We start from the raw sequence: 16988 nt of genomic DNA on the forward strand, positions 1-16988 counted from the left end.
TGCCGCACAACGCGACGCTCCCCCGCCACCCGAAATCCAAACACGACCTTCGCGGACCTCGTCGGTCCAGACCCACGACCCACGCCTCCCCCGCCATGCTCACCACGGGCCACGGCTCTAGCCCCAGCGATGCGCGACGGCGACCGCGAAGACCACGGCGGCGACCGCGAAGACCACGGCGGCGGCCACGATCACGGAGCGACGGCCACGGCCACGAAGCCACGGCGGCGGTCACGATCACGGAGCGAGGACCAAGCGACGGCCAACGCGAAGCCCGCGACTGCGGCGATGGCGCGGCCCGGGCCGGCCAAGGACCCCGCAATGCCGGACCGAACGCCGAATCGGTAGCCAGACACCGGCCCAACTAGCCAGACACCGGCCCCAACGCGGACGTCGAAGCCGACAAACGTCAACAAAGCCGACGAGCGCCCCGAACGCCAACGCGGCCCTGACGCGTCAACGCGACCAGCGAACACCGCGAACGTCAACAAAGCCGACGAACGCACCCGACGTCAACGCGGCGGCAACGCGTCAACACTGCCGGTGAGCGCCGCCGAAGCGGACGAGGCCGGCGAGCGTCAAGCAAGCCGGGTCGCGGGTGGTCGAAGAGAACGACCGACCGCTCAGGTGCCCGCCGGCGAGGGCGGAGTCGTGTCCGGCGGAGTCACGCGCGGCCGCGGGCGCATGGTCGAGACGTAGATGCCGATCGCGAACGCCAGCGGACCCGCGAACAGCGTCAGCAGCCCCACCCAGTTGTCCTCGGTGATGATCATGTCGCCTTCTGAGGTGCGGCCCGCCGCCAGGATCCACACCACGCACCAGGCGGCCGCCGGTAGCAGCGCCGCCATCCGCCGCCGGGTCGTGGTGTAGGCGAACCAGCCCAGCAGCGGATTGGTCACCAGCGCCATGAGCAGCGACACGGGCAGGCGCCATCCGCCGATGCGCAGCGGCGAGTAGAGCGCCTCGATGATCGCCAGAGCCGCCCCGAGCAACGTGGTCACGATCAGCCCCGCGATCGTGATGGCGATGTCGAAGGATTTCCGGGTTTCCGGCGACGGGTTGAGCCACGACCGCGAAGGCTCCGCGGCGGCCGGCCACATGACGTCGGACGGCACCGCAAAGCCGGCATCGGGAGCGGAATCCGCAGACGACGGCTCGACCGGCGCGAATCCAGGCGCGGCCGCAGGCCCGGACACGACCGACCCAGCCGCAGCCCCCGAGACGGACGCCGACCCAGGCGCACCAGCGGCCCCGGACCCGGACGAAGCCCCAGGCGCACCAGCGGACCCGGACGAGGCCACGGGAACGTCAGTGGGCGTAGCCGTGGATTCGCGAACGAGAGCAGGCCCCGAAGCCGAAGGCCCCGGCCGAGGCGGCCCCTTGCGCTTGGTCGTCACGATGCTCCAGGCTCCAGTCCGGACGACCCCAGTGCCGAGGTCCCCAGTACGGCGGCCGACGAGGCGGGCGGCTCCAGCAACGAGACCCGAGGCGTCGGCACATCTACCTCGAGCCCGGCGAAGAGGTCTTCCTCCCACCCGTACGGCCCGACGCCGGGTCCCTTGCTACCCCGCGCCAGCTGGTAATACTCCACGCCCATGAACTCGGCGCCAAAGTTTCCCGCGATCGAGAACAGCCACGACGTCGGCGGGATCTGCGTGGCGTGTGCCTTGAGCGCGGCCGTCTTCTCCTCCGCGAACTCATGGGCGTCCACCCGCGCCGCGATGTCCGAGTCCGCGGTGCCGAAGGGCAGGTCCTCCGGATGCTCGATCTCGGCGAACGGGTTGTCGGACGAGTCGCGGAACTGCTCCATGCCCGCTTGCAGCACGGAGCGGGGCACCGCCGTCCAGTACACCTTGGCGGGTCCGATTCCCTCCGCCTCGGCCAGCTCCACGGCCCTGGTCAGCACCCGGTGGGCCTGGATGTGGTCCGGGTGGCCGTAGAACCCGTTGGGGTCGTAGGTGACCGCAACCTGCGGGCGGGTCTCGCGAATCACCTCGAGCAGCTCACCCGCGGCCACGTCGAGGTCGGCGCCCCAGAAGGCGCGTGGGTGTTTGTTGGCCGGGGTGTCCATCATCCCGGAGTCGCGGTACCGCCCGGCCCCGCCGAGAAAGCGGTGGTCGGTCACGCCCAGGTGGCGACAGGCGGCGTCCAGCTCGGCGATGCGATAGCCACCGAGCTGGTCGCCCTCGGCGGCGGCGATCCCGGCCAGCGCGGGCACGTGGATCTCGCCTTCCTCACCGAGCGTGCAGGTGACGAGGGTGACGTGGGCGCCGTCGGCCGCGTAGCGGGCCATGGTCGCGCCGGTCCCCATCGACTCGTCGTCGGGGTGTGCATGGACGAACAGGATGCTCCGAGCACTCACGGGGGCAACTGTACGGCCTGCCACCGACACTTTCTCCAGCGGCCACGGTCAGTGTGAGCATCCGCTCACCAAGAGTGACGTTGATGCCCGGTTCCGGGCCAATCACATGACAATCCGGCGGCCACGAGTCAACATTCCGGGGTGGACTATCCGGAGTTGGCCGCACGAACCCGACGTTTCTCCTACGGGGCACCCCGCGCCGTCACGGTGAGCCCGGACGGCGCTCGCGTGATCTACCTGCGCTCGTCGGGCCCCGAGGACCCCACCGACGCGCTCTGGGTCTTCGACGTCGCCACCCGCAGCGAGCGGTGCCTGGCCGACCCGGCGGCGCTGCTGCGCGACCAGCCCGACCTGCCGCCGGCCGAGCGGGCGCTGCGCGAGCGGCTGCGGCTGTCCGCGGGCGGCATCGGCTCGTTCGCGCTGGACGGAGCCGGAGTGCTGGCCGTCTTCCCGCTCGGCGGCCGGCTGTTCCGCGCCGACCTGCTCACCGGCGATGTGACCGAGCTCGACACCGCCGGGCCGGTCGTCGACCCGCGGCTCGACCCGACCGGACGCCGGATCGCCTATGTCACCGGCGGCGCCCTGCGGGTGATCGACGCCGACGGCACGGACTCGGTCCTGGCCGGCGAGGAGGGCGTGACCTGGGGACTCGCCGAGTTCATCGGAGCCGAGGAATTTCACCGCTTCCGGGGGTACTGGTGGTCGCCCGACGGCCACAGCATCCTCACCGCGCGCGTGGACGAGTCGCGGGTCCCGCGGTGGCACCTGCACGACCCGTCGCTGCCGGAACAGCCGCCCAGCACGATCGCCTATCCGCACGCGGGTGCGAGCAACGCCAAGGTCACGCTGCACGTGCTCGATCTCGACGGCGGCTGGGTCGACGTGCACTGGGACCGCGAGACCTATCCGTATCTCGTCGCCGCCACCTGGTCGGAGCAGGGCGGACCGCTGCTCGCGGTGCTGCGCCGGCTGCAGCAGCACGGCCTCGTGATCGCCGTCGACCCGCGCACCGGCGAGACGCAGGTCCACGCCGAGCTCGCCGATCCGCGCTGGGTGGAGCCGGTGCCGGGCACGCCCGCACACCTCGCGGACGGCCGGGTGCTGGTCGGCGGCGAGCTCGCCCACGACGGATACGACGCGCGCTGCCTGTTCGCGGACGGGAGCCTGATCACACCGCCCAATCTGTACGTCCGCCGCGTGGCCGGAAACCTCGAAGGCGACCTGATCGTGGAGGCCAGCGACGGGGAGCCGAGCGAGCAGCACGTCTTCCACATCCCGGTGACCCAGTCCAGCCCGCGCGCGACGCGCCTGACCACGGAGCCGGGCTGGCACGTGGCCCAGGCGGCCGGGCGGACCATCGTGATCGGGTCGCAGACGCTGGAGCGGGCGGGGTGGGAGTACCGCATCATCCACAACGGCGAGCAGGTCGGCGCGATCGCGTCCCACGCGGCGCAACCGCCCTTCGCGCCGCGACCCGCTCTTGAGCGGGTGACCGACCGGCGCGTCCCGGCGGGCGTGGTCTATCCCCGCAGCCACGTGGCCGGGCGCCGGCTCCCGGTGCTGGTGGCGATCTACGGCGGCCCGGGCCATCAGGAGGTCGTCGCCGCGCGGGCCCGCTGGGTGGAGAAGCAGTGGTGGGCCGACCAGGGCTTCGCCGTCGTGTCCATCGACAACCGCGGTACGCCCGGCGTCGCGCCCAGCTTCGACAAGGCCATCCACCGCCGCTTCTCCGACGTGATCCTCGCCGACCAGGTCGACGCGCTCGAGGCGCTCGCCGACAAGCACCCCGACCTCGATCTCGGGCGGGTCGCGATCCGCGGCTGGTCGTTCGGCGGCTGGCTGTCGGCGCTGGGGGTGCTGCGGCGGCCGGACGTGTACCACTGTGCGGTCGTCGGCGCCCCCGTCACGGACTGGGCGCTCTACGACACCGCCTACACGGAGCGATACCTCGGGCTGCCCGCCGACGCCCCCGACGTGTACGCGCACAATTCGCTGGTCGAACTCGCCGCCGAGCCGCCGGTGCGCCCCGAGGACGCGCGGCCGATGCTGCTCGTGCACGGCCTGGTCGACGACAACGTGGTCGCCGCGCACACGCTGCGCCTCTCGGCCGCCCTGCTCGCCGCGGGCCGGCCGCACTCGATGATCCCGCTGACCGGCGCCACGCACATGGCCGCGGGCGGGCTGGCCGAGAAGTTGCTGCGCATCGAGCTCGACTTCATCCGCCGTTCGCTGCAGGCACCGGGCTGATGGACGGCTGGCTGATCATTAACTGGTTGCCGGTCAACCGCTCGCCGCGGGCGCCAGGCTGATCACCACATCGCCGCCGAGGCGCCCGCCCTCGGGTGAGCGCCGCACGGCGCCGGAGTGCAGCAGCGCGATGATGAGCTTCTGGGCGTCGGCGGCGCGGTACACCGTGTCCGTGAGCGCGAACCGCTTGAGCTCGGTGACGGTGAGCCGGCCGTCGCCGAGCCGCGCCAGGAGCTCGCGCCGCAGCGCGCCCGGGTTCGGCTCCAGCGAGATGTCCATCAGGTGCCCCTCGGGGTCACGCGGGTCGCGATAGCGCACGCCGGCGTACTCGTCCAGCGCCCACAGCTCGCTCTTGAACGACTCCAGGCTCTTGTCCGAGCGCGTGCCGAAGCCGACGAGCATTTCGCTCTCGCCATCGACCAACTCGACACCCGCGGTGAGCCCCAGCCCCGCCGCGTGCAGTTCCGCGCGTTGTTTCGCCCAGGTACCGGCGGGGGCTGTGAGGAGTACGACGGCCGCTTTGAAGCTTTTCGCAATGCTGTCGTCGACCATTGCCAGCAGTGGCCCGCTCGCGGCTCCGGCCGCCTTGAGAACGGCGCCCACATTGCCGCCGGGCACAACGTGAACCGCCATTTCCGCAGGTGTACCGATTTCACGCTGCACAGCCGCCAACCGCCCCGTCAACGCCTCGATTCCGGGCGCGACGAACAGCAGCGTAAGCCGCCCGCGAAGCCGATCCCCAAACTCCCCGAACGCGCGCAACGCCGCCTCGGCCGCGTCATGATCGATCCCCCGCGCGGACGCGTAGAGAAACGCCGCACCATGAGGCGCATGCAGATTCCCGGGCGCCCAGGTGTCGACACAGCGCACGAGCAGTTCCCGGGTTACCGCACGGATCGACATATCGTCCTTTCTACTCCAGCACCGCTCCCGCTACCTTAAGCACGTCGATACACGGGACGGAGAGGAACACCGTGGCGGACAAGCAAATCAAGATCGACCCGGAGGGCGTACGCGCGTTCGGCGCGAGCCTCCAGTCGTACGTGGACAAGGACATCGCCCCGACGACGGACTTCGTGACGTACCAGCTGCAGTCCTACGGCGCCTTCGGCATCCACAGCGCCAGCCCAACCGTGCAGGAGGCGGCCCTGCAGTACTGGAACACGATGGACCAGGCCATCACGTTCCTGTCTGCGCTTTCGCACAACACGGGCGCCCTCGCCCGGACGGCGCACGACCTGGTCACGACGTACCTCGATGCCGACCTCAGCTCCGCCGAATTTCTGAAGTCGGTCGAGGGCGGCGCGTCGAAGGGCCTGACCGCCTCGGAACAGGCCGCCTATCAGGCTGAACAGGCCCAGACCCGCAACGACCTGCTCGAGGAGCGACGCAACATGCACGGCGACGCCGAATGAGCACCTACCAGCACTACACGGTGCGCGAACTCTGGGAGATGGTGGCCCACGAGAGCGCAGCCTCGCACGCCGAGGCCATGCGCGGGTGGGACGCGAAGCGCTCGATGCTCAGCGCCCAGATCGGCAATCTCCGACGGCTACGCCAGGACCTCGCCGATGCCTGGAGCCCAGAGGGCAGCCCCGCGGCGCAGGCCTATCTCGACCAGATCGACCGAACCATCCAGGCCATGGTCAATGCGCAGGAGGCCGCCGGCCAGGCCAAGACGGTATACGCGAAGGTGACCGACGCGTTGATCGTGGCGCAGCAGCGGATCAAGCCGCTGCACGACGCCTACGACGACCCGAAGGCGGCCTGGCGGGCATACCTCGCGAAAACCCCTGCGGGTCCGATGGTCAACACGCTGCCCGACAGCTGGGCACCGAACGTGGGTATGCCAGAGCTCGCCACCGACGCTGTGGTGCGCCAACATCAAGAGGAGCTCGATAAACAGGCTCGCGCCATCATGGAAGACACCGACGCGAAGGTGAACGCCGCCACCGCTCAGCGCGTCGATATGCCGCGAATCCAGCGCTTCGACGACGGCGAACCGCCGCCTCGACCGTCGAACCCGCGCGGCGGCCGTAGCAGTGGCTCGTCCAGCGTCGGCCGCCAGCCCGCACCAGTGTTCGATCCGCCCCCGCCCAACCGCGAGCTGATCAACACCGCCCCTGGCACATCGTCCCCACCGATTGCCTTTGACCCAGGGCCGTTCCTGACTAGAACGCCAGCGCCAGTCGTCCCGCCGGTGCTGATGCCTCCCCCGCCGACCGTTCCGACTGCCGCGCCTACGACGTTGCTGCCGCCACCGCCGCCAATGCCACCAATGATCGGCCGGATACCAGGCCAACTGACGCCGACCAACGGTCTCATCGAGCGGCCGTTGGCCCAGCCTGGCGCCGGACGGCCGGGACGTGCGCCGCTCGGCGAGAACGGGGGCACTGGCAGTGCTGGGAGATCAAGCGTCATCCGGTCCATGGGGCACGCCACTGATCGGCGGGCCATGTCCGCGCGAGGCACGGAGGGCGGCGAGCGCTCGCCGGGTGGCGGCTGGCGGGATCGCAGCTACGAGGCGTACACCCAGCGCCGATCCGGACGCCAGCGCCCAGACGACGAGGCATGGCAGGTGGAGGAAGGCGTGGCTCCTGTGCTCAAGCCGCCGCCAGCCGCGCCCAGTGGCGACGTACCCCCCGGCGTGATTGGCATCGACCGTTGACCCTGCGACGACTCGCACTGCCGACTGCGGTGGCGATGCTGGCGGCTCTGGCCGTGCCCACGCCGGCATTGGCCGACAGTGTTCGCGACCAGCAGTGGCACCTGGGCTTCATGCACATCACGGAAGCGCAGCGCATCAGTCAAGGTGAGGGTGTACTCGTCGCCGTCGCCGATACCGGCGTCGAAGCGACCGTCCCCGAACTGGCCGGAGCGGTGGTCCCTGGCAAGGACTTCGGCGGCAACACCGGCGACGGAACCCACGACCCGGCCGGCCACGGCACCGCCATGGCCACGCTCATCGCCGGACGCGGCCGCGGCACCGGTAAGGGCGTGCTCGGCATCGCCCCCAAAGCCACGATCCTGCCGATTCAGCTCTCGCCCGACTTCGTCTTCGCCATGGGCTATGCGCGCGATGTCGCCGCCGCCATCGACTATGCCGTGAGCAAGGGCGCCAAGGTCATATGTCTGTCGATCGGAAGCGGGGACGCCGACATCGTGCGCACCGCGATCGCCAAAGCCCTCGCCGCAGATGTCGTCGTGGTGGCGGCGGCCGGCAACAAGCCCGACGTCGGCAGCGTCGACTTCCCAGCCAAGGTGCCGGGTGTCGTCGCGGTCGGCGCCGTGGACCGCAACGGCGACCGCGCGGCGATCTCCGTCGCAGGACCCGAGCTCACCTTGGTCGCCCCAGGCGTCGACATCACCGCGGTCGACGCCAAGGGCAGGACGCGCACCGGCACTGGGACCAGCGATTCCAACGCCTTGGTCGTTGGTGCTGTAGCCTTGATCCGCGCGAAGTATCCGCAGCTCAAAGGCCCCGACGTGGTGCGCAGGCTGACCGAGACCGCGCAGGACAAGGGCGAGCCGGGCAAGGACCCGGTGTACGGCTACGGCGTCATCGACCTCGTCAAAGCCCTCACCGCCGACCTGTCCCCCGCCCCGACCAGCGCCTCCCCATCCCCACCAACGGCAAACGGCAAAGGTGACGGCCGGACAGCAGCCGTCATCGCCGCCATCGGCGCCGCCGTCGTCGTCGTGGTCTTCATCGCCGTACTCCAGACCATCATCCGCAGCCGCAGACGCCGCCCATGACCCGGCGGCGCCTCACCCGCCGGTAATCGCGCCCATGCTCCGGCGATCGTCCTCCGCAGTCGCCGGCCGCGGGAGTAGGTTCGGGGCATGGCTGACGTACTCGGCAATGACGACGTCTCCGCCGCGCTCGGTGAGCTCGCGGGCTGGTCCGGCGACGCGGAAGGCATCGAGCGCTCGGTGACCGCCCCCTCGTTCCTCGACGGTATCCGGCTGGTCGCCGAGGTCGCGCACGTGGCCGAGGCGGCCGACCACCACCCCGACATCGACATTCGCTGGCGGACGCTCACCTTCAGGCTCTCCACGCACTCGGCCGGCGGGGTGACCGAGAAGGATCTCGCGCTGGCGCGGCAGATCAACGAGTTGATCGGGTAGCCAAGACATCGACGTAGGGTCGTGTCCGCCCAAAGTGTCATACCCCCTCGGTAGGGTCCAACCATGACCCACTTCGACGTGGCGACCGCGGCGGTGGAGGCGGCTCTCGCAGCCGGCGCCCGGTATGCCGATGCCCGCGTGATGCACCGCCGCTCCGAGTCGATGACCGCCCGCAACGGCGAGATCGAGGAGTTGAGCCAGGACGAGGACGCGGGCGTCGGTGTGCGGGCACTGGTGGGTTCGAGCTGGGGCTTCTTCGCGGTGCCGGATCTGGGCTCCGCGGCCGCCAAGCGCGCGGGCGAGCGGGCTACGGCGATCGCCCGGGCCTCGGCCACGGTGCCGGGGCCGGCGGTCGACCTCGTCGGGGTCGAGGCGCGTGTGGACTCCTGGGCCAGCGCGTGCGAGGTGGACCCGCTCGGGGTCGCACTGTCGGTCAAGGGCGATCTGCTCACGGCCGCGACCGCGGAGTCGCACAAGGCCGGGGCGGACATCGCCGAGGGGTTGTACCAGATCTGGGACACGCGCAAGTGGTTCGTCTCCTCGCAGGGGCACCGCATCGACCAGCACATCCGCGAGTCCGGGGCGGGCATCTCGGCCACGGTCATCGGTGACGGCGAGACCCAGCGGCGCTCATATCCCTCCTACCGCGGGCAATACGGCACGCGCGGCTGGGAGATCGTCGACGAGCTGGACCTCACGGCGCACGCGGCCCGCATCGCCGACGAGGCGCGGGCGCTGCTGACGGCGCCGCAGTGCCCGGCGGGTGAGACGACGCTCATCCTCGGCAGCGAGCAGATGGCCCTGCAGATCCACGAATCCGTCGGGCACGCCATCGAGCTCGACCGGATCCTCGGGTGGGAGGCGGCTTTCGCGGGCACGTCGTGGCTGGACCTGGCCAAGATCAATCAGCTTCGGTACGGCTCCGAGCTCATGAACATCACCATCGACCCGACGATTCCGGGTGCGCTGGGGTCGTTCGGCTACGACGACGAAGGGACCCCGGCTCAGCAGCGGTACGCGGTCCGCGACGGCATCTGGGTCGGCACGCTCGCCGGTCGCGACTCGGCCGCGGTGGCGGGGCTGGACTACGCGGGCAGCGTGCGCGCCGACGGCTGGGCCCGCCTGCCGATGGTCCGGATGACCAACGTCGGCCTGCTCCCGGGCCCGCACACGCTGGACGAGATGATCGCCGCGACCGAGGACGGCGTGCTCATGGACATGAACCGCTCCTGGTCGATCGACGACAAGCGCCTCAACTTCCAGTTCGGGTGCGAGATCGGCTGGGAGATCAAGAACGGCCGCCGCGGCCGGATGCTGCGCAACCCGACCTACACGGGCATCGGCCCCCGATTCTGGGGCTCGATGGACATGCTGGGCTCGGAGATCGTCTCCTGGGGCACCCCGAACTGCGGCAAGGGCCAGCCGGGCCAGATCGGCCACACCGGCCACCCGGCCGCCGCGGCCCGCTTCCAGAACGTCCGGGTGGGAGTCCGCGGATGACGCCCCCAGGCAGCACCACGAATGCGGCGGGAGGGCGCCACCGCCACACCCTCCAAAACGGCCCACTCCCAGCGCGTCCGAGCGGGAGCCCGCAAAACGCCCGGCCCGTCGCGACGAATGCGGCGACCACGAAAGCGATGCGGACCCCGGGAGAGCGCAGCGCGGGAGAGCGGCCGGGTGGCCGCGGTGCGATGAAGAGCCCGCCGGCGAGCGGGAACGGGACGGATCTGGACACGTGCGTGGGGGTGCGGGGATGAGCGTGACGGCGACGGAGACCGACCTGGCCCAGCGGGTGCTGGAGCTGGTCGGCGCCGGCATCGAGGCCGAGGTGACCGTCGAGCGGCAGGAGCTGGCGCTGACGCGGTTCGCCGGGTCGTACATTCATCAGAACGTGGCCGACGAGATCACCGGGGTGCGGCTGCGCCTGCACGCGGACGGCCGCACGGCCGGCGCCTCGACGACGGTGCTCGACGGGCTCGACGACCTCGTGCGGCGGACGGTCGCCTCGATGCGGCTCGCGCCCGCCGATCCGACGTGGCCCGGGCTCGCGCCGCCGGCGCCGCTCGCGTTCGCGGGCAACGTGGACGACGAGACCGCGGGGGCGTCGCCGGACGATCGGGCCGCCCGGGTGCGGGCCTTCGTGGCGCAGGCCGAGGGGCTCGACACCGCCGGGTACTGCCGGACGTCCGCGGCGCGGGTCGTCTACGCGAACTCGGCCGGGCAGCACCTGGCCGCGGCGCGGACGAGCGCGGCGATGGACGGCATCGCGCGGACCTCGAGCTCGGACGGGCTGGCCCGGCTCGCGGCGGTGCGCCTGGGCGACATCGACGGCGCGGTGCTCGGGGCGCGGGCGGCCGCGAAGGCCCGGGCCGGCGTCGACCCGGTGGAGCTGCCGCCGGGGCGCTATGAGGTGGTGCTCGAGGCGGCCGCGGTCTCCGACGTGCTGCAGATGCTCGCGATGTACGGCTTCAACGCCAAGATGGTGCTCGACCGCCAGTCGTTCCTGCAGGTCGGCGAGGCGCAGTTCGACCCCTCGGTGACCCTGGTCGAGGACGCGTCGCAGCCGGACGCGACCGCGATCCCGTTCGACGCCGAGGGCACCCCGCGGCGGCGGGTGGTGCTCGTGGACCGGGGCGTGTCGAGCGCGGTGGTACACGATCGCCGGACGGCGGCGCGGGCCGGGGGCGGGGCGGAGTCGACCGGGCACGCGATCCCGGGCGGGGCCAGCTTCGGGGCGATCCCGTCGAGCCTGCGCCTGCTGGCCACGGAGGGGCCGGGGCCGCAGGAGGTCGACGGGCCGGCGACGGACTCGACGGTCGCGGCGCTCGTCGCGGGAGTCGAGCGCGGGCTGCTCGTGACGGACAACCACTACACCCGGGTGCTCGACCCGCGCACACTCGTCGTCACCGGGCTCACCCGCAACGGGGTCTGGCTCATCGAGGACGGCCGGATCACCACGCCGGTCCGGAACTTCCGCTTCACCCAGTCCTACGCGCAGGCGCTCGGCCCCGGAGCCGTGCTCGGGATCGGCTCGCACGCGGTGGAGATGCCCGGGCCGTGGGCGGAAGCGGGATTCGTGGCGCCGGCGCTGCGGCTGGCATCGTGGAATTACACCGGCGGCGCATCGGGCTGAGGATTCTTCGCGACGCAAAAACCCGGCCCGTCGAACGGGCCGGGCGATGAACGCGGCAACGGCACCCGAGCCAAAGCGCCAACAAGTCGACCGACGGAAAGGCAAAGCGACAACCACACGGCGTCCTAACTCCGGGACGCCAAGTAGCGGACAATGCGCAAAGTTAGGTAAACCTAACCAAAGTTTTGATCATGGGAATGGCGTGGTCACCGCGCCAGGAGTGAAGTTCTCCACAACGGGCAGCAGGCTTTCGGCGAAGGTCTTTCGGTATCGCGTCGGCACACGCAAGACTCCCAACGCACGTCGCTGCGGGATCGGGCGTAACGTGTGCACCGACCATAGATCGGTACATCAGAGAACTCTTCACCAGCCCGTCCAGGGAGTACTCACCATGACGACCACGCCTACACGGCCTCGGTCAGTTTCGGGCGCGGGGCCCCGCGCAGCGATCGGCGCCAAGACATTGCGGACGGACGGGTGGCGGACTTACCCGCTGTCCATCGCGGCGATTCTGCTGTTCTTCATCGTCTATTCGACGATCCGGATTTTCATGGCGAAGTGGTACTTCGTCCCGGAGCACGGATACCTGACCCCGCTGTACTCCCCGTGCCTGAGCGACTCCTGCGTCGAAGGGTCGAGCCACTTCGGCACCCCGTTCGGCGCGTTCCCGCGCTGGCTCCCGCTGGGCCTGGCCGCGTTCCCGTTCGTCGCCGGCTTCCGGGTGACGTGCTACTACTACCGCAAGAGCGGGTACCGGTCGCTCTGGATGTCGCCGCAGGCGTGCGCCGTGCAGGAGCCGCACAAGAAGTACAGCGGCGAGACCCGCTTCCCGCTGGTCTTCATGAACTCGCACCGGTACTTCTTCTACGTGGCGTCGCTGATCCTGCTGATCAACATCTGGGACGCCTTCCACGCGTTCAAGGGCTCCGACGGCGGCTTCGGCATCGGGCTCGGCTCGCTCATCATCGTGGTCAACGTGCTCGCGCTGGCCGGCTACACGGCCAGCTGCCACGCCTGCCGGCACGTGATGGGCGGACGGCTCAAGCACTTCTCGAAGCACCCGGTGCGCTACCGCCTCTGGACGCTGATCTCCAAGCTCAACACGCGGCACGGCACGTTCGCGATGACGTCGCTGTTCACGGTCATCCTCACGGACGCGTACATCATGGCCGTGTCCGCGGACTGGATCACCGACCTTCGAATCTGGAATTAGGACCCCCCGATGACGAACATCGAGCGACACACCTACGACGTCGTGGTGATCGGTGCGGGCGGCGCCGGGCTGCGGGCCGCCATCGAGGCCCGGCTCGCGGGCAAGAAGACCGCCATCATCTCGAAGTCGCTGTTCGGCAAGGCGCACACGGTCATGGCCGAGGGCGGCGCCGCCGCGGCCATGGGCAACGTCAATGCGAACGACAACTGGCAGGTGCACTTCCGCGACACCATGCGCGGCGGCAAGTTCCTGAACAACTTCCGCATGGCGGAGCTGCACGCCAAGGAGGCTCCGGACCGGATCTGGGAGCTCGAGACCTACGGCGCGCTGTTCGACCGTACGAAAGACGGAAAGATCAGCCAGCGCAACTTCGGCGGACACGAGTATCCGCGGCTGGCCCACGTCGGTGACCGCACCGGCCTGGAGCTGATCCGCACGCTGCAGCAGAAGATCGTCTCGCTGCAGCAGGAGGACTACGCGGCGCACGGCGACTACGAGGCGCGCATCCGGGTCTTCCAGGAGTGCACGATCACGGAGCTGTTCATCGAGAACGGCGCGGTGGCGGGCGCGTTCGGCTACTACCGCGAGTCCGGCGACTTCGTGCTGTTCGAGACCTCGGCGATCGTGCTGGCGACGGGCGGCGTGGGCAAGTCCTACAAGGTCACGTCGAACTCGTGGGAGTACACGGGTGACGGCCACGCCCTCGCCCTGCGCAGCGGCGCGACGCTGATCAACATGGAGTTCCTGCAGTTCCACCCGACCGGCATGGTGTGGCCGCCCTCGGTGAAGGGCATCCTGGTCACCGAGTCGGTCCGCGGTGACGGCGGCGTGCTGCGCAACACCGACGGCAAGCGGTTCATGTTCGACTACGTCCCCGACGTCTTCCGCAAGCAGTACGCGGAGACCGAGGAGGAGGCCGACCGCTGGTACTCCGACCCGGACAACAACCGCCGCCCGCCCGAGCTGCTCCCCCGCGACGAGGTCGCCCGCGCGATCAACAGCGAGGTCAAGGCCGGCCGCGGCACCCAGGCCGGCGGCGTGCTGCTGGACATCGCCAGCCGCCTGCCCGCCGAGCAGATCATCAAGCGGCTGCCCTCGATGCACCACCAGTTCAAGGAGCTGGCCGACGTCGACATCACCAAGAAGCCCATGGAGGTCGGCCCGACCTGCCACTACGTGATGGGCGGGGTCGAGGTCGACGCCGACACGGCGGCCGCGGCGGTGCCCGGCCTGTTCGCGGCGGGCGAGGTCTCCGGCGGCATGCACGGCTCCAACCGGCTCGGCGGCAACTCGCTGTCCGACCTGCTGGTGTTCGGCAAGCGGGCGGGCGAGCACGCGGCGGCGTACGCGACCGAGACCGGCCGGCGCAAGCCGACCCCGGCGGCGGTCGAGGCGGCCGTGGAGACGGCGCTGGCCCCGCTGCAGCGCGGCGAGGGCGGCGAGAACCCGTACACGCTGCACCAGGAGCTGCAGGACATCATGGGCACGCTGGTCGGCATCATCCGCCGCGACGGCGAGCTGCGCGACTCGCTGGTGCGCCTGGCCGAGCTCAAGGAGCGGGTGAAGAAGGTCGGCGCGACCGGCGGCCGGCGCTACAACCCGGGCTGGCACCTGGCCCTCGACCTGCGCAACATGCTCGTCGTCTCCGAGTGCACGGCGAAGGCGGCGCTCGAGCGCACCGAGTCCCGTGGCGGGCACACCCGCGAGGACCACCCGAAGATGGACCCGACCTGGCGCAAGGTCAACCTGGTCTGCTCCCTCGACGGGGAGGACGTCCGGCTCGAGCACAAGCCGCTGCCGGTGATGCGTCCGGAGCTGCAGGACCTGTTCGAGCGCAGTGAGCTGGCCAAGTACATGACCGACGAGGAGCTGTGATGGGTACCAATCGCCACTTCCGCGTCTGGCGCGGCGACGACACGGGCGGCCAGCTCGAGGACTTCCAGGTGGAGGTCAACGAGGGCGAGGTCGTGCTCGACGTCATCCACCGCCTCCAGGCCACCCAGACGCCCGACCTCGCGGTGCGCTGGAACTGCAAGGCCGGCAAGTGCGGCTCCTGCTCGATGGAGATCAACGGCAAGCCGCGCCTGGGCTGCATGACCCGGATGTCGACGTTCGGCGACGACGAGACCGTGACCGTCACCCCGCTGCGCACCTTCCCGGTGATCCGCGACCTGGTCACGAACGTCAACTTCAACTACCAGAAGGCCCGCGAGATGCCCGCCTTCGCGCCGCCGAAGGGCGTCGAGCCGGGCGAGTACCGCATGCAGCAGATCGATGTCGAGCGCTCGCAGGAGTTCCGCAAGTGCATCGAGTGCTACATGTGCCAGAACGTGTGTCACGTGATCCGGGACCACGAGGAGAACAAGCGGGCCTTCTCCGGCCCCCGCTTCTTCATCCGGGCCGCGGAGCTGGACATGCACCCGCTCGACGCGCGCGGCGACCGCAAGGAGATGGCCCAGGCGGAGCAGGGCCTCGGCTACTGCAACATCACCAAGTGCTGCACCGAAGTCTGCCCGGAGCACATCAAGATCACCGATAATGCGATCATTCCCATGAAGGAACGCGTTGTCGATCGGAGGTACGACCCGGTGACCTGGCTTGGGCGCAAGATCTTCCGCCGTGACCAGCTGGACGAGCCGGCGCTGGCCCACGCGTCGAGCCCGACGGGCGCGGCGGCGGACACGGGCTCGCACTGGAACCAGCAGGGCCCCGTGCCGCAGGACCCCTCCGTGGGCGCCGACGGCAAGCTCCCCGTGGCCGAGCTCTACCTCGACCGCGCGGCCGCGGCCTCCCCGTTCGGCGACGACCAGGAGTTCCCGCTGCCGCCGGAGAAGCTGCGGTACAACCACCCGCACTGAGTGGCGGCTCGCGATGCGGGGCCCCGGCCGACGGTCAGAGGCCCCGCATCGCGGCCACGTACCCGTCCGTGACCCGGGCCTGCATCAGCCGGGCCACGGGCGCGCCGAGCTTCGTCCACCACTTCGCCGGGCGGCTGAACGCCCGGACCTCGAACCACACGGCGCCCTCGGCGTCGGTGGCGAGCAGGAACGCCTCCTCGCCGGTCGCCACGTGCCCCGGGAGCGTCCCGAACCCGAACCCGAAGCGACCGGGCCGGTCCTCGATCCACACGATCTTGCAGGGCACCCACAGCCGCAGCGGCCCCGCCCCGATGCCGGAGGCGAACTCGACCCCGAGCCCGGCCCGCTCCGCGTCGGTGCGCACCCGCAGCCCCGCCCCGCGCTGCGGCCGCCAGTGCGCGAGCGCCTCGGCCGCCTCGGCGAACCCCGCCGTGAGGCGAGCCCGCCGGGTCACGTGCAGATAGCCGGTCGGCAGCGGCCCCTCACGCGTCGCGCCGACCTCGGCGTAGGTGACATCCACGCGCTCGAAGGTAACAACGCCGCCTACGAGGGCAGCAGGGGCTCCAGCGCGTGCACGATCGGCGCGTCGGCGGGCAGCCACGGCACGCTGTCCAGCTCTCCGGCACCCAGCCAGCGCAGGTCGCTGTGCTCGAGCGGGAGCGGCTGGGCGCCGTCGAGGAGCGTCGCGACGTACACCCGCAGAATCGCGGTCCCGTTCAGCATCGCGATGTCGTCCCCGACGCGCTCCCCCACGGCGACGTCGACGCCGAGCTCCTCCTGGCACTCGCGGACCAGCGCCTGCACCTCGGTCTCCCCCGGATCGACCTTGCCCCCGGGGAATTCCCACTTTCCGGCCATTTCGGGCGGCTGGGCGCGCTCGCACGCCAAAACCCGCCCATTCGCGATGATCGCCGCGCCGACGATGATCCGTGGCATCAACCGTTCGGTCTGCACGGGCAACCAGGGTGCCAGATCCATATGAAGTTCCGGTGGCGGGCTATGCCCTGTTGTTCACCAGACGAGGGAAAAGTGGCCGTGGACAGATCC

At 70.5% G+C, this 16988-nt stretch carries 15 protein-coding genes; 10 read left to right on the top strand and 5 right to left on the bottom strand.

The window, feature by feature from the left end:
- Window positions 1-623: 623 nt before the first annotated feature.
- Window positions 624-1115 (bottom strand): hypothetical protein, encoded by a 492-nt coding sequence (locus AC6JBM_RS38930; protein WP_497978867.1) that lies wholly within the window; start codon window positions 1113-1115, stop codon window positions 624-626.
- A 278-nt stretch (window positions 1116-1393) separates the two neighbouring features.
- On the bottom strand, window positions 1394-2311 hold the full coding sequence (mshB, locus tag AC6JBM_RS38935) for an N-acetyl-1-D-myo-inositol-2-amino-2-deoxy-alpha-D-glucopyranoside deacetylase (protein ID WP_497986620.1): 918 nt from the start codon (window positions 2309-2311) through the stop codon (window positions 1394-1396).
- Window positions 2312-2503: 192 nt separating this feature from the next.
- On the opposite strand from mshB, the gene AC6JBM_RS38940 reads away from it, so the two are divergent.
- Window positions 2504-4609 (top strand): S9 family peptidase, encoded by a 2106-nt coding sequence (locus tag AC6JBM_RS38940; RefSeq protein WP_497978868.1) that lies wholly within the window; start codon window positions 2504-2506, stop codon window positions 4607-4609.
- A 33-nt stretch (window positions 4610-4642) separates the two neighbouring features.
- Here the strand turns inward: AC6JBM_RS38940 and AC6JBM_RS38945 are convergent, their stop codons facing one another.
- Window positions 4643-5512, bottom strand: a complete 870-nt coding sequence (locus tag AC6JBM_RS38945) for a hypothetical protein (RefSeq protein WP_497978869.1) — start codon at window positions 5510-5512, stop codon at window positions 4643-4645.
- 71 nt (window positions 5513-5583) lie between these two features.
- Here AC6JBM_RS38945 and AC6JBM_RS38950 point away from each other — a divergent pair, with 71 nt between their 5' ends.
- From AC6JBM_RS38950 to AC6JBM_RS38990, 9 genes are all read left to right on the top strand, one after another.
- Window positions 5584-6024, top strand: a complete 441-nt coding sequence (locus tag AC6JBM_RS38950; protein WP_497978870.1) for a hypothetical protein — start codon at window positions 5584-5586, stop codon at window positions 6022-6024.
- A complete protein-coding gene (locus AC6JBM_RS38955; protein ID WP_497978871.1) occupies window positions 6021-7277 on the top strand; it encodes a hypothetical protein in 1257 nt (418 codons plus the stop codon). The genes AC6JBM_RS38950 and AC6JBM_RS38955 overlap by 4 nt, the downstream gene beginning before the upstream one ends.
- Window positions 7274-8365, top strand: a complete 1092-nt coding sequence (locus tag AC6JBM_RS38960; protein ID WP_497978872.1) for a S8 family serine peptidase — start codon at window positions 7274-7276, stop codon at window positions 8363-8365. The genes AC6JBM_RS38955 and AC6JBM_RS38960 overlap by 4 nt, the downstream gene beginning before the upstream one ends.
- An 87-nt stretch (window positions 8366-8452) precedes the next feature.
- On the top strand, window positions 8453-8737 hold the full coding sequence (locus AC6JBM_RS38965; protein ID WP_497978873.1) for a 4a-hydroxytetrahydrobiopterin dehydratase: 285 nt from the start codon (window positions 8453-8455) through the stop codon (window positions 8735-8737).
- A gap of 63 nt (window positions 8738-8800) precedes the next feature.
- Window positions 8801-10237 (top strand): TldD/PmbA family protein, encoded by a 1437-nt coding sequence (locus tag AC6JBM_RS38970; RefSeq protein WP_497978874.1) that lies wholly within the window; start codon window positions 8801-8803, stop codon window positions 10235-10237.
- Between the two features lie 253 nt (window positions 10238-10490).
- On the top strand, window positions 10491-11870 hold the full coding sequence (locus AC6JBM_RS38975; protein ID WP_497978875.1) for a TldD/PmbA family protein: 1380 nt from the start codon (window positions 10491-10493) through the stop codon (window positions 11868-11870).
- Between the two features lie 391 nt (window positions 11871-12261).
- Window positions 12262-13083: a succinate dehydrogenase subunit SdhC gene (gene sdhC / locus AC6JBM_RS38980; RefSeq protein ID WP_350611757.1), complete on the top strand. Its 822-nt coding sequence runs from the start codon at window positions 12262-12264 to the stop codon at window positions 13081-13083.
- A 9-nt stretch (window positions 13084-13092) separates the two neighbouring features.
- Entirely contained in the window at window positions 13093-14958 is a 1866-nt protein-coding gene (locus tag AC6JBM_RS38985; RefSeq protein WP_497978876.1) for a fumarate reductase/succinate dehydrogenase flavoprotein subunit, read from the top strand.
- A complete protein-coding gene (locus AC6JBM_RS38990) occupies window positions 14958-15941 on the top strand; it encodes a succinate dehydrogenase/fumarate reductase iron-sulfur subunit (protein WP_497978877.1) in 984 nt (327 codons plus the stop codon). The genes AC6JBM_RS38985 and AC6JBM_RS38990 overlap by 1 nt, the downstream gene beginning before the upstream one ends.
- Before the next feature lie 34 nt (window positions 15942-15975).
- On the opposite strand, the gene AC6JBM_RS38995 is transcribed toward AC6JBM_RS38990, so the two are convergent.
- Both AC6JBM_RS38995 and AC6JBM_RS39000 read right to left on the bottom strand, forming a co-directional pair.
- A complete protein-coding gene (locus tag AC6JBM_RS38995; RefSeq protein WP_497978878.1) occupies window positions 15976-16461 on the bottom strand; it encodes a DUF1990 domain-containing protein in 486 nt (161 codons plus the stop codon).
- Between the two features lie 23 nt (window positions 16462-16484).
- Window positions 16485-16919 (bottom strand): (deoxy)nucleoside triphosphate pyrophosphohydrolase, encoded by a 435-nt coding sequence (locus AC6JBM_RS39000; protein ID WP_350611761.1) that lies wholly within the window; start codon window positions 16917-16919, stop codon window positions 16485-16487.
- Window positions 16920-16988: the final 69 nt, after the last annotated feature.

The organism is Dactylosporangium thailandense (genome assembly GCF_059739745.1).

Coding starts and splice junctions, on each gene's coding strand:
- mshB (WP_497986620.1), bottom strand. CDS start 2,311: ATGGGGACCGGCGCGACCATGGCCCGCTACGCGGCCGACGGCGCCCAC.
- AC6JBM_RS38945 (WP_497978869.1), bottom strand. CDS start 5,512: ATGTCGATCCGTGCGGTAACCCGGGAACTGCTCGTGCGCTGTGTCGAC.
- AC6JBM_RS38955 (WP_497978871.1), top strand. CDS start 6,021: ATGAGCACCTACCAGCACTACACGGTGCGCGAACTCTGGGAGATGGTG.
- AC6JBM_RS38965 (WP_497978873.1), top strand. CDS start 8,453: ATGGCTGACGTACTCGGCAATGACGACGTCTCCGCCGCGCTCGGTGAG.
- AC6JBM_RS38970 (WP_497978874.1), top strand. CDS start 8,801: ATGACCCACTTCGACGTGGCGACCGCGGCGGTGGAGGCGGCTCTCGCA.
- AC6JBM_RS38975 (WP_497978875.1), top strand. CDS start 10,491: ATGAGCGTGACGGCGACGGAGACCGACCTGGCCCAGCGGGTGCTGGAG.
- sdhC (WP_350611757.1), top strand. CDS start 12,262: ATGACGACCACGCCTACACGGCCTCGGTCAGTTTCGGGCGCGGGGCCC.
- AC6JBM_RS38985 (WP_497978876.1), top strand. CDS start 13,093: ATGACGAACATCGAGCGACACACCTACGACGTCGTGGTGATCGGTGCG.
- AC6JBM_RS38990 (WP_497978877.1), top strand. CDS start 14,958: ATGGGTACCAATCGCCACTTCCGCGTCTGGCGCGGCGACGACACGGGC.
- AC6JBM_RS39000 (WP_350611761.1), bottom strand. CDS start 16,919: ATGGATCTGGCACCCTGGTTGCCCGTGCAGACCGAACGGTTGATGCCA.